The 12,466-nt window shown below is 34.5% G+C and carries 13 protein-coding genes and 1 pseudogene; all 14 read right to left on the bottom strand.

Annotated elements, in window-relative coordinates:
• Positions 1-29: 29 nt before the first annotated feature.
• A complete protein-coding gene (locus P7J58_RS05105) occupies positions 30-272 on the bottom strand; it encodes a hypothetical protein (protein ID WP_321538200.1) in 243 nt (80 codons plus the stop codon).
• Positions 273-442: 170 nt separating this feature from the next.
• Positions 443-598 (bottom strand): TMEM175 family protein, encoded by a 156-nt coding sequence (locus tag P7J58_RS05100; protein WP_321538201.1) that lies wholly within the window; start codon positions 596-598, stop codon positions 443-445.
• A 67-nt stretch (positions 599-665) separates the two neighbouring features.
• Complete coding sequence (locus P7J58_RS05095; protein ID WP_105146708.1) at positions 666-1,769, bottom strand: alpha/beta hydrolase; 1,104 nt, start codon at positions 1,767-1,769, stop codon at positions 666-668.
• Positions 1,770-1,879: 110 nt separating this feature from the next.
• Positions 1,880-3,745, bottom strand: a complete 1,866-nt coding sequence (locus P7J58_RS05090) for an SAG1250 family conjugative relaxase (RefSeq protein WP_408555852.1) — start codon at positions 3,743-3,745, stop codon at positions 1,880-1,882.
• A pseudogene (locus P7J58_RS05085) lies at positions 3,732-4,096 on the bottom strand (MobC family plasmid mobilization relaxosome protein). The gene P7J58_RS05090 and the pseudogene P7J58_RS05085 overlap by 14 nt, the downstream one beginning before the upstream one ends.
• Positions 4,097-4,102: 6 nt before the next feature.
• Entirely contained in the window at positions 4,103-4,465 is a 363-nt protein-coding gene (locus P7J58_RS05080; RefSeq protein ID WP_408555853.1) for an SAG1252 family conjugative relaxosome accessory protein, read from the bottom strand.
• 331 nt (positions 4,466-4,796) lie between these two features.
• Entirely contained in the window at positions 4,797-6,812 is a 2,016-nt protein-coding gene (locus P7J58_RS05075; protein ID WP_408555854.1) for a UvrD-helicase domain-containing protein, read from the bottom strand.
• Positions 6,813-6,815: 3 nt separating this feature from the next.
• Positions 6,816-9,062 (bottom strand): AAA family ATPase, encoded by a 2,247-nt coding sequence (locus P7J58_RS05070; protein WP_105146467.1) that lies wholly within the window; start codon positions 9,060-9,062, stop codon positions 6,816-6,818.
• 13 nt (positions 9,063-9,075) lie between these two features.
• On the bottom strand, positions 9,076-9,846 hold the full coding sequence (gene pezT, locus P7J58_RS05065) for a type II toxin-antitoxin system toxin PezT (RefSeq protein WP_408555855.1): 771 nt from the start codon (positions 9,844-9,846) through the stop codon (positions 9,076-9,078).
• The gene (gene pezA, locus P7J58_RS05060) at positions 9,846-10,322 is read right to left on the bottom strand and encodes a type II toxin-antitoxin system antitoxin PezA (RefSeq protein ID WP_024418311.1); all 477 of its coding nucleotides are present in this window, start codon (positions 10,320-10,322) and stop codon (positions 9,846-9,848) included. Before pezA ends, pezT begins: the two co-directional genes overlap by 1 nt.
• Before the next feature lie 69 nt (positions 10,323-10,391).
• On the bottom strand, positions 10,392-10,682 hold the full coding sequence (locus P7J58_RS05055; RefSeq protein WP_029180369.1) for a hypothetical protein: 291 nt from the start codon (positions 10,680-10,682) through the stop codon (positions 10,392-10,394).
• Positions 10,683-10,731: 49 nt separating this feature from the next.
• Positions 10,732-11,121, bottom strand: a complete 390-nt coding sequence (locus tag P7J58_RS05050; RefSeq protein ID WP_029176738.1) for a DUF5945 family protein — start codon at positions 11,119-11,121, stop codon at positions 10,732-10,734.
• Positions 11,118-11,345, bottom strand: a complete 228-nt coding sequence (locus P7J58_RS05045) for a DUF5965 family protein (protein WP_011922441.1) — start codon at positions 11,343-11,345, stop codon at positions 11,118-11,120. The genes P7J58_RS05050 and P7J58_RS05045 overlap by 4 nt, the downstream gene beginning before the upstream one ends.
• A 53-nt stretch (positions 11,346-11,398) precedes the next feature.
• The coding region (locus tag P7J58_RS05040; RefSeq protein ID WP_408555856.1) for a DNA primase at positions 11,399-12,466 on the bottom strand (1,068 nt) is incomplete at its 5' end.

Below are 12,466 nucleotides of genomic sequence, written 5' to 3'. Positions count from 1 at the left end.
TTTTTTAAATACTGCTATCTATACTAAACCTAATCCTCCGTCAATTGCCTTGGAATCACAAGAACTACCAGAGTCAAAAGAACGGAAAGAAGCATGGCTGGCAGAAAAATAGTAGCTGACAAGACAAGACCGACGACTTTCCCAACCGTATCAAAGAATATCCATTTCTTCATGTCTTCAATTCGTTGTTTTAAGAGAAGATTGTTTGGATCATCTTGATAAAGCGAACGATAAAGCCCTCTGTTTGAAACGGTAATGAATAAGACAACCAAGCCATAGACAACTTGTGCTAACGAATCGTAAAATTAGTTGAAACAATAGCCGTCACATAGGGAAATAACGAGGAGTCAAAGAGAAGAATCATCACCCACCAGACAGTTTTACTAGAAATTTTTTGAACATAGAGCCATTCATTATGAATGATGATCAGCATATTGCCTAACTAGAAAAATGAAATAGTGTAGGAAAAGAAATTATTTCGCAATGCCCAAAATCCCTCTACCGTTAGTGATTCTGGTCGTTTCAACTCCAAAACTAAAATTGTCATAATGATAGCCAATACAGCATCTACAAATGCGGATATTCTTTCTTTATTCATTTCTTTATCTTCTCCCCTTTCTATAAAAAAGTGAAGCAATAGCACCTATCACTTCACCGATCATAGATTACTCTACGTTTTCTTTCAACCAATCTTCAATATGAGCTGCAATCTCATCGCTATTCTTATCTTGGAACATGAAGTGAGTATTTCCTTCAATACCTTCTTTTGGTAAGTCAACGACACTTGCATTGCCACCTTCTTTCTCAATAGCATCCGCAAAGTCATAGGCGGTTTGACGCATTGCTTGCCACATACCTGTTGCTTGAATGTCCGCATCACCATTATCAATGTAGTCACCATAATAGAAGGTTACTGGGATATTTTTCTCGACAATAGCTTTGAACTCATCGCTATCTGTACTTGGTGCTCCACCTGGTTCAATGGCTACAATAGCACCAATATTATCTGTATAACGAGCAGCTGTCCATCCTGCTGCCCCACCTTGTGAGTGAGTTACTACAATTGCTTTTTTACCTGTTCTTTCATAGACTTCATCAATGGTTTCTGCCAAAGCACGTGAAACCACTTCATTATCATAATCCGCTCCCATGTCTGACTGCATACCTGTATCTGGTGTCATTTGGCGGAAGAATTGATTCAAAGATTCCTCATCATTTGGGAATTGTGAATTATCGTACACTTCAGATTGACCATTTTCCCAACGACCAATACGGAATTGGGTATACCAACGTTGATCAAGCGTTTTTGTGGAGATATTTCCTGCAACAGAGGTTTGACCTGCTTCACCACGACGTGGTTGGTCAACGAGATAAACACTATGTCCTTCTTTTAAGAAATAATCTGACCAACCATCACGACCGTCTGGAGTTGTTTGCCAACCCATACGTGATTGACCATACCCGTGTAGGAAAATCATTGGTGCCTCTGTTTCATCCTCTGGAACTTGATAGAGAACATTGGCATGGTCAACGTGAGAAGTCTGACCGGCACCGGTTTCCTCCCATTGATTAGCTGGGTCAAAAGTTCCTTCAGAAGTTGTCACAGTCCCACCAGCTGAGAAAATTCCTTGATCCGCAATGCGAAGTACAGTACTATCAGTATTCGCTGAGCTTGCAGTCGAATTGCTGGTCGAATTTGCTGAGCAAGCAGCTAGTAAAATGGTTGCAATCGCTGTTGTTGTAAACAATTTTATTTTTCTTGAGTTCATTTCTATACCTCTAAATCTTTTTTCTTGTCCTTTGGACATGATTTAGTATAAACGATAAAAACTCGTGGGTAAAATAGTGATTTTTGATAATAGTATTCAGAATGAGAATACTAGAATAGATTTAACTCTTCTCCGTCAACTATATTTATTCTGTACCTGAGAATGTTAAAAATACTTTCAAGCCTCCTCACAGCATTTTCATATTCATTGATTTTACTATTTAACTGATTTTGAATAACTTCAATCTCAGATTCTACCTGCTCAATCGTTAGCTCCTGCGATAAGTTTAGCTTTGAGCGCTCATACTTAGCTAATTGCTTGGTATCTTGATTCTCACTTTGTAAGTTAACAACGACTTCGGCCAGCTTGTTTGGGGTAGCATTTTTTTCTTGTAAGTTTGTTAAATCAATGTCTAGCTGTGCGATTTCTCCAACCAATTCATCTTTTAATTCAACAAAGGATTTATTTTGAGTGTGCAAGGTCATCAATAAATTGATTTCTTCTATTTTTTGTTGAAGGTTAGACAGACTTGTTCGTCTCTTATAAGGTAAAGACTTATTGTCAAACGTTAGTTGGCGAATCAAGTCCCTTCCTTTCATATATCGATTCTTTTCTGAGTCTTCTTTATGATAAATGAAATAAGAAGATGTTTCTCGAATAAACACCAGATACTGTTTCTTATTTTCTTGTTCTAAGATATTTAGTTGATGATTTGGAATGAAGATTAGTCCTTCTTGTCCAATACCCATCCAAACTTTAACAAATAGACCATCTGGCACAATTTTTTCAATTTGCTCCTCCGTAATCTCAACTTCAAACTCGTGTACAGCATCTCTCTTAGTTTTATACGTTTCATAAGCTTCGGTTATTTCTTCTACAGTAAACACGCCTGAATACTGTTGCATCTCAAATCTTTCAAATTCCGTTTTTACGTCACTATTTTGAAGCACTTCCACCACATCATGTTCCTTGAAGTAGGTCTCAAAATACGTAGTGTCATAAAGATTTTTCTTTCTTAATGACTTATTTGGTATGGAAATGCAGTTTTTTCCATCAGAAAGAACAAAATCTATCGTTTTTATTTTGCTCTTCAATTCTAATCCCAGTAACCGAGCTTTCTCATCTAGATCATCATATGACTTGGATCTTGGCAACAAAAATTCTAAAATCTGTTCAATCTTTTTCTTGGTAAAATAATGTTGAAAAAATTCTTTTGAATAGGGTTCTCTCTTATTCAGCTTATCTCCTCGGATGACTTGCTTCATATTTCTATCTGTCATAAAAAAACGGCTATGTTTCCTTGAGAAATCTATTTTGACATTTAGTTGCTCAGCTTTTTGCATAAAATCATTGAAGTCAATTGAGTTTTCCATTAGAAAAAATAATCTCTGCTTCAATTCGTATTTGTGATTAGAACTGCGATAGACCTCGTAATCCCTATGAGAATAGCGTTTAAGGGAAATAATTTTTGCACCAGCTACTTTAGAAATTCTATCCGAAATCATTTGTAAATTTCTTTCAAGAGCGTAGTCCCACTTCAACTTTTTTTGAGATTGGCTATTGATTGAGTTGATAATAATATGATTATGACAATGGTCCTGATCAACATGAGTGGCAACAATGAATTTATATTGCCCCCCTGTCAACTCTTTTATCGTTTCATAGCCAATACGATTGATTTCCTCTGGGCTTAATTTATCTTCAGGTGAGAAAGACTGAATGATATGATGAGCATGTATTTTCTGTTGCTTTTTCTCTTGTCTATCAAACCGTGAATCGTATAGTTGGTCATTTGAAAGGAAATTAGTTTGATACATCTTTACAAGCTCTATATAGTCAGGAAAATCAAGATAATTACTCATCCCAAAATCTGAAATCAACGATAAATTACTGGTTTTCTTAGGATCAAGAATATACTTAATCAATTGACGTCGGTATTTTTTCCCATGAACAGCATAGTGCTTAGTGATGACCATAAAATTCTCTCAATCGTTGACACTTTATATCAAAATCTTGTTGTAACTGTTTTTCTAACTCTGCTATACCGAGCTGCAATTCTTTGACTTGTTGAAGACTAAGTAGGTGGCTTTGATTTACCGAACGTGCAATCTGGTTTATATTATTTCCAATCCTACGAATTTCAAAAATCAGGTCTTGAAAACCTCTTGTATCGATTGTGATAAAATTCATACCAGGATTGAGTAAGGTTTTCTGGCATAATGCGAAAAGTTTGGACACTGACTCTGAGCAAGATTTTTGTTGAGGATAATTAATTCTTGATCACTCAAATACACCTTTTTCAAATTGGTTCGATAACGATTTTCCATAATAACTTACCCCATGTACTTGTCTTTGAATGAATGGCTTAATGGCATACTTATCTCAATTTCCTTCATCAAGTCTTTGATACAAGTCAGGATGATTTCAAGATGTTCCATAGTAACTGATTGAGACAACTTTGCCAGAACAAGTATTTCATGTACATCCCGGTAAATCTGTCCTACTTTTTGGTGCTGTAAATATTTTATCCATTCTTCAAGCTGCTGAGATGATTGGTTGTCTATTTTCAATAATTTACCTCTAGCAAAAGGGGAAAATTGTTCATATCCCTCCAGTTCCATCAAATTTTGTATCTGTTGATACTCTTCTATTGAGAAATTGACTTCCTTACGTATCTCTCTAGCTAAATTTCCCATCCTGTATCCTCCTCATTCTTTAATATCGGTATATCCCCGCACTCGTATTAGACACGGTACTACATAAAACCTTCCTTTTAGGTCTTTGCGAGCTCAGATATTGTGTCCACAATATCCCAAAAATCATATCGCCAGCTGGCGAAAACCTTTCAGTTTTGACAGCCAACGATAAGATAACTTGGTGGCTTCGCCCCCAAACCCCCATTAGAAAATCGAGACTTGATTTTCTTAGGTATGATTTTAGGATAATAGAGATGATTTGGAAAAGATATCACATCATGAAAAATGAGGGTAAGAAAAAAGAGAGCAGGCGCTCTCATATATATTTTGATTATGGTAAATATTTTATATCATCAAAAATGTTTTTGATATTATCTACTATGTCTTCTTGTATATCAGCAATATATACCACATGAAGATTTATTTTTGCTCTGGAACAAGCAACATAGAGAAGATTGCGAACTTCTTGAAATTGTGAATCAGAATCAGTTAAAGTATTATAGTTTTCAAAAAAATATTTACAATAATTTCTCTTCCTAGCAAAATTATCTTGTAACACAACAACTACATTATCAAATTCTAGACCTTTGGAACCGTGTAATGTGTAGTAACAGATTGCCTCATTATTTAGATTATCAAAAATATAACTATACCATTTGATAAAACGAGAAACATCTAGATTAAAAAATTCATCAATAACTGTTACTTCTCTTTCGTACTCCTCCGAATCTTGAGAATAGTAAAAATAATCATAGGCACGATTCTTTATATTCAATAAAATGTTCTCGGCAGTATCACCTATCGAGAATATTTTTCTTAGAATATCTTCACCTGAGATTCGTCCCTGAATATTAGCAATTTCAGTAATACATTTATCAATTGTCAATGTTGATAGGTTAATCTCTCTCGAGCTACTAATAAACTGTTTCATCTCTGCAAATGTTATCATTAATTTAGATGGAGTCACAAACTGGACAATCTCCCTGACCGTTGAATTATTATCCCTTGACTTTTGAATTAAGTCTATAAAAGTTAAAATCTCTCTTAAAAACCATCCCATCTGCTGTAAATTCTTCTGTAAAAATTCATTTGTCACGTTTTCGTAGTTAGCACCACTAAATCGTGGAAACTTCTTCAAAACTGATAGTAGTTCATCAAATCCTCGAGCTTTTGAAATATCATCATTTTTCATTAGAAGACAGGATGTATTATTAATCAGGCTATTTTCCTGTAAAAAAGTATCTAAATTAAAATCTTTACCAGCTATGTAAAAATTATAAGATCCATTATCAAAATCACTATATATAGATTGTTGACCAAAATTGTCATTCCTAATTTTTTCAATTAACTCTACTATTTGCTTAGAAGAACGGCGATTAAAGATTTTCTCAATACTCTTATATTCTTCTTTATTTGGCAGAACACCTACTCCTGAACCGTAAATATTTTGTAAGGAATCACCAAAAAATCCTACTACTAAGTTTTTCTTAGAATTTGAATATTCCCTGATACTATCAATAATAGCAACAACTTTTTCATCTGTATCTTGATACTCATCAACTAAGATATAAGGATATCTATCTGAAAATAATCTCTTTAATAAATTATGACTTGTAATAATATTTTTGCAGTAAAGTAACAACGTATCATGACTAATGACATAATTTTCAAGTTTATCTTGATTTCGAATTGGGTTATAGACGATTTTTCTAGATTTCTTATTCTCAATTTCTTTCAACGTTTCTTCAAGTTTGCACTTCTTTTCAACATCCTTAACCAAACTAGTAAAATTTTTTACATTGCCTAGATAAACACTAAAGTATTTATTATATCCTATAATCTCATCTTTAAAATTACTTGCAGGGGTTGTTGGTGTACTGTAGAATATTTTCAAAAATTCTTCATCACTAATTTCCTTATGGAAAACCTCCAGATCTACACTTCCAGAAAGTGGGTTCGCATTTATCTTTTGTTCAATTTTATTAAGTTCCTCTTTGATCTTGTTATTATGCTCTACAGTCAATAACCCTTGCTGGATAGAAATAAATCCCCAAAGAAATTCATGAATTGTAGAAACTACTGCCGAGGAATTTTTGCCAAGTCGATTAAGAATCTCATCTTTTGCAGCATTAGTATAAGTGATACATAAGATTTTTTGATTACTTAACTTTAAATTTTCTCCCTTCGTCTTCAAAATATGCTCAATTGATTTTTGAAGTGCATAGGTTTTTCCAGCTCCAGCACCAGCATTGAAACAAAAGCTCTCAAAATTATCTAAACATTCATTAATTTTTTGCTGAATGCCTAACTCTAGTTCTCTATTTTCTGGACTAATCGTATGTGTCATCGTTTACTCCTTGAAATAATCACAAAGCGATTCTAAACCTGATTCAATATATTTAGGAAGTTTGAGATTAAAGGTATCATCAGTTATAGATAAGAATACTACTCCTGTAGAAAATTTTGATTTTCCATCAGATAATTTAACTTGATACATATAAGATTTGTCAGCGATTTCCGATGTTTCGTCAATATCTCCAAAATATTTCATTCTAGGATGTACATACTGTAAAAGTTTAATTAAAGATTTTTTATTTAGATTCTCATCATTGTTGTTTACAGCATTAGTTAAAATAATTGCTTCTTCAAAGCTGGTAGCATAGTATCCATTGATTTTACCTTGAGAATGTGCGGAAACATTTTTATACTCAACAATCAATTCTTCTTTATCAGTAAGCATTTCAATTAACTTGCTATTTATCCTACTGTATTTAGCTTTCTCATCGGATAGTTCTTTTTTTATAAAATATTGAAGAGTACTATTTGTAGTCAAAGAACTTTCTCCAATAGCATATTTTCCTACTAAATCAGAAATATTAGATGGAATAATATCAGGAACATCATTATCCTTTATATCGACCTTCATTTCATCCTCAGTTCTTTTTAAATCCAAATCCGTAAAAATAATTGTTTTAGTATTCAACAATTCTAGCAAACTAATAAACTGGTGGGCATATGCACCATCAATTCTATAAACCTTAATGTGATGATTTTTCAATATTGGATGTCTATCAATTTCATATCTAAGATAAGTTTCTTCAGAAACTCCCTCAACCAAAATAACTGCATCAGCAAAAAAAATATCTGAAACCTCTAGCCTTAAATATTTTTTTATATATTCATAAGCTTTCTTATCAATATCTATACCGGATACTATTGCGTCATCACTTATGTTTTTTATAAAATTATTTACACCTGTTTGACCTAGATAACTAATATTATTAAGCGTATTTCCTGATTGAATCTTACTGTTTAAAATATGTGTTGAGTGAGTTGTGATGAGAATTTGAAATGTATCTAGTTGTTGTTTTTTACCTAGTAAGGTAGCAATTGCTTTTGAAATATTCTTTATAAATAATTCTTGCATCTGAGGATGCATAAATGACTCTGGTTCTTCAATACAGAGAATGTTTACTGAACCATTAATATCCTTCTCGCTATATAACTCAATATAGTCAACAATCTTTGCGATAATAACCATCAAATTAGTATATCCCATACCAAACTGGCTTTCAGGTATATTATTATTTCCCTCTTGGTACTCATAAATAATGCTGTTTGCAAAAATCTTTTCTAAAGTTACATCTGGATGTAAATTCATCTGTAAATTCTTAGTTGACTCAATACTAGATACTGCACTTTGAAGAATATCCTTTATATTGGCATCAACCATATCCTTTACTCGATAATTAATATCACCAACTAAACTATCAATTGCTGCAATATCATTATTTTTTATATAAGTTGAAACTATTTTATTATAAGCTTGTGAAAGCGTCTTGTCATTTTTAACTGTATTTGCTTCTATTGTCTCTACCTTTAGTAATGAAGATAGAGAAAATTCTTTAGCAGGCTCCTCTCTTCCCAGCGGATAACAATTTAATATAAAGTAATTACTGCTAAACAAACCTAAAAATTTTCGATACCGAATCTCTTTTTTATATACTAAGTATTGTCCATCACGCTGTTCTCTATCATCAAAATAGCTAGTCTTAATTTTAACTAGCTCTTCTAAAAAAGCCACCACATCTGCTACTTCATACTTAATATTAATTGAGACTTCTGCCACCTCCGCATTTTCTTGAACTTCATCTGAATCTATTCCACCTAAAATTAGTATATCTTCGAAACTTGAAATTATATCATTTTCATCATCAATTCCTAATACCAACAGAAACTCCATACTAGGAAACTTATCAATACTTTTTATTTCCTCTTCAGATTTACTTTCAATATTCTCTTGGTACCAATCTGATAACATTTTTAAGTTAAAATCTGTATGCTTGAAAATATTTCTACTACCTGACTTGGTATTTTGCAGTGTATTTAATAATTTGACAATTGTACTTTTACCAGAATTATTTTTTCCTACAATTAACGATGAACTTTTTGATATATACTCTTCTGTTATATTTATCTTTTTCGATTCATCATCAACACCTAACATTTCTGGCCATTTACTATGAGCAAAGTTAATAGTCTGAACTTCTTCGCCATATTTTCTATAATTTTTTATCGACAAACTTTTTAAATACATACCATATCTCCTCCTAATTTTCTTTCATTACTGAAAACTCTCTCAACCGTTCCCGTCCAACCTTCATCATTTCTTCCTCTACTTTACTCCAATCTCCGAAAAGGCAGTTTTGAAGAACTTCTGCTGCTGAACCATCATCAGTTTCAGAATCATAAATGCAAGTCCTGTCTCTTTGATAAATCTGAATGCGGTCAAAGATCTTATCGCTTTCTAACTCCCTTAGGTTATCCACCAAGTTCTCTACAATCCCATCATGGTGTTCCTTTGGTGTTGCTCTAGCCTGATTGGGACATATGGCATAAAGCTCCTCGTAACGAATCAAGGTGCTGAGATAGGACAGTTCTGGTTTGGTACCAATAATAGCTAAGGAAACTTGGTAGCCTTTTGATGCTAATAATTGAGCAGTTTGACGAGGAACTTGAGTAGTTCGCAAGGTTCCCTCAATCAGCAAGTGATGACCCTGCGTGCTGAGTTCGTCAACCAGATGCTCTACCATTTTTCCTGCAAATCCCTTGGTATAGTCCACGCTGTCCTTGCCATACTTTTCTTGCAGGGCTAAGTAATTGGGATGCTGAGAACGGTAGCTGTCACCATCGATGATAATGATATTGCCTTGAAATTCCTTTTGCTTGATACGATGAATAGTCGTCTTACCTGCTCCGCTTTGTCCACCAAGTAAGATAGCTTTCGGTTGATCTGGAATCGTCTTTCCTCGGGTTAAAGCCCGAATGGTTCGCTGTAAAGCCATCTGAAACTCAGTTTCACTAAATTCTTCCAATCTCATTAAGCCACCACCCGATGATGCACCATGTCTAACATCCGCTCGATACCGTCTAAATAGCCATTGTAACGCTCTATTTCATCGAAAGTATCGACAAGGTAAATTTTCGTGTTAATCAATTCGGCCAAGTCATCACTCATGAGAATCCACGGATTCGATTCATCATCAAAGGCGATGTCTTGACTATCTTGGTATCTATAAAGCTGTGATAAAATGGCTGCTCCACGTTCTTTTATCACTTCTATTTTTAAAGTCAGTTGGTAATCTTCAACAGGTGTTAGCATCTTGTCCTCTCCTACAATATCGACATAAGAAACGTTAAATTTCTGACAAATACGGTCGATAAGTTCTGTTGAAACTTTACTAGTTCCATTCTCATAACGACTTAAGCTATTGCGTGAAATACCAATCATTTTCGCAAATTCTGGCTGTGTTAATTCGTGTGTCCGACGTAGTGATTTAATATTGTCTCCAATCATAGATAAAGACCTCCTCATATTTGCTTTCATTATACCATAAAAAACGGATAGTGCACCATATTTGGTGCGCTATCCGTTTTTAGGTTTCTTCGATTGCTTAAACTGCTCTATTCGCTTCTCCAACTGCTCAGTATTCAGTTTATTTTTCGCTTCTTGGATCGACTTATCAAGACTTTGTTCCTCATCGTTTATAACGCTTTGAGATAATTCAACGTTCCTATCAGGCTTAAAATTTGTATCAAAAACCACATCTAGGAGTTGTTCTACTTTGGTTAGTTCAGTATCTGACATCTCAGATAGTCGATGAATCAGTCGTTTAAATTGATCCTGGTTCTGTTTTTTCTTTTGAAAAAATTTCATTATCTTCTCCTTCAATTGTAAAAAGGTAGCCCGCATAGGACTACCTGACTTATAAATCATCAATGGCTACTGAAATAGCCTGCAACTTTTTATTTTGGATTTTCTTTTCATCAATCAATTGATGAAGTTCTTCAATTTGCTTCTGACAGGCGGAAATATCCTTGTTATTTTGTGCAATGGTATCAGCCAAGTGTTGTTTATAGTCACTTGTAATATTTACCTTCTTCGGCTGACTTTGTTTAACGGTTGATGCGAGCGTTTGTACATCTTTAGATTCTGACTCCTTTTGTTGCTGTTCAAAAGCAGCCACATAGTCTACTTCTTCAATTGGTTTTTCTTCCTGTTTATGGAAGAGTGCTGCGATTTTAGCTCGTTCTTCATGGGATGATGTTGTTTTCACATCATCTAATGGCTGATCAAAATTCCATGTTTTACTCATTCTGTATCCTCATTTCTGTAATCTGGGGGCGGTGTAGATTCTTTACCAAAGGCTTGCTCTAGTGCTTCATGAAATGACAACTGACTTGATTGTTGCCGTTTGATAAAGGTGCTATACATTGCAGTTTGTAGTTGGTCACGATAGTTTTCTAATTTCTCAGTCTCACGTGAGACCTTTTCTTCTTGCCTAGCTACTTTTTCAGCTAGACGTTCAATCACACTCATAGGGCGTCCTCCTTGTCACATTCTAGATTATGATAGCGGACTTGATTTTGTTATCACAATTCCATAGCACGCTCTCGTTTTGGTGGAGGATGATTCTTAATGGCTTGTATCTGGGCTGACTGAATAAGATTGCTTAAGGATATTTCCTTCTGTTGCTTCACAATATCATTCCAATCTGACTTTGCTTCAAGTCCCTGTAATGGTGGTAAATCTTGAACGATTGGAAGTCCTTTGTCTAACAATTTTTTACAAAATTCTCTTCCTGCCTCATCGTAATCAACAGCCAATGTTAATGCGTTTGAATGGGTTTGGAAAAAGTTTGTCGTCTCTTGTATTGCCTGAAGATAATGGCTAAGTCTGCTTGGTTTTACTGTATTTAGAAATGCCAATTTTCCCTGTTCCTCTGCTGCTAGACGCAAGACTTGGTAAGCAATCACTGAAAGTTTTAAGCCTTCCATTGAAATCAGGCGAACATCTGATAGCTGCTTGTGATGAAGCTGATAATAACTCATCATATCGATAACTGATTCACAAAAAATGAGTCGCTTGGGATTACCAATATCGAAACTAATACCGACATAGCCATGAGAGCCTTTCATGATTTTCTTCAAATAACCACGTTTGTGTCTTTCTTCATTTTTGACGAGACCTTGAAGACTTGCGGCCTGTAAGACACCATTATGGGCATAACTTTTAAACACTAAAACCGACTCCGATTGATAAGTAGCTTGAGCAAGCAATCCTTGTCTGCCAAAGGTATTAATAGTCTGATCACTTAGGCCACGGATGTCTTTTAAGTAAATACGTGCTTGCTGAAAGGGTTCTTCACGCAAATGATAGTGAAACGGTTGATAAGTTTCTTCTATCAACTTAGCTTGTTCAAAATCTCCAGTTTCAAGATAAGATACAGCCTCTTTGAAAGAAACACCTGCCACTAATTGAACAAAGTCAATCACATCCCCCTGTATATCTCTTGAAAACCATTTGAAAGTATTGGTATCGGCAAAAATCCGAAAGGAATCATGGTCTGGATGTTCAAAAATTTGTCCTGATAAACGTCTGAAGGAATAACCCAGACTTTCAGCCACATCTAAAATGGCCTTTTGTTTTACTGCTTTAAT

The sequence above is a fragment of the Streptococcus suis genome (genome assembly GCF_046032535.1).
GTDB classification, from domain to species: domain Bacteria; phylum Bacillota; class Bacilli; order Lactobacillales; family Streptococcaceae; genus Streptococcus; species Streptococcus suis_AK.
Note: the sequence above shows the minus strand (reverse complement) of the source record. Positions and strands in the feature narration are given on the sequence as shown.

What these genes read in the sequence shown, in the direction of transcription:
- P7J58_RS05100 (WP_321538201.1), bottom strand. Translation starts at nt 598, where the DNA reads ATGAATAAAGAAAGAATATCCGCATTTGTAGATGCTGTATTGGCTATC.
- P7J58_RS05055 (WP_029180369.1), bottom strand. Translation starts at nt 10,682, where the DNA reads ATGAAATTTTTTCAAAAGAAAAAACAGAACCAGGATCAATTTAAACGA.
- pezT (WP_408555855.1), bottom strand. Translation starts at nt 9,846, where the DNA reads ATGAGATTGGAAGAATTTAGTGAAACTGAGTTTCAGATGGCTTTACAG.
- P7J58_RS05080 (WP_408555853.1), bottom strand. Translation starts at nt 4,465, where the DNA reads ATGGGAAATTTAGCTAGAGAGATACGTAAGGAAGTCAATTTCTCAATA.
- P7J58_RS05090 (WP_408555852.1), bottom strand. Translation starts at nt 3,745, where the DNA reads ATGGTCATCACTAAGCACTATGCTGTTCATGGGAAAAAATACCGACGT.
- P7J58_RS05095 (WP_105146708.1), bottom strand. Translation starts at nt 1,769, where the DNA reads ATGAACTCAAGAAAAATAAAATTGTTTACAACAACAGCGATTGCAACC.
- pezA (WP_024418311.1), bottom strand. Translation starts at nt 10,322, where the DNA reads ATGATTGGAGACAATATTAAATCACTACGTCGGACACACGAATTAACA.
- P7J58_RS05045 (WP_011922441.1), bottom strand. Translation starts at nt 11,345, where the DNA reads ATGAGTGTGATTGAACGTCTAGCTGAAAAAGTAGCTAGGCAAGAAGAA.
- P7J58_RS05075 (WP_408555854.1), bottom strand. Translation starts at nt 6,812, where the DNA reads ATGACACATACGATTAGTCCAGAAAATAGAGAACTAGAGTTAGGCATT.
- P7J58_RS05050 (WP_029176738.1), bottom strand. Translation starts at nt 11,121, where the DNA reads ATGAGTAAAACATGGAATTTTGATCAGCCATTAGATGATGTGAAAACA.
- P7J58_RS05070 (WP_105146467.1), bottom strand. Translation starts at nt 9,062, where the DNA reads ATGTATTTAAAAAGTTTGTCGATAAAAAATTATAGAAAATATGGCGAA.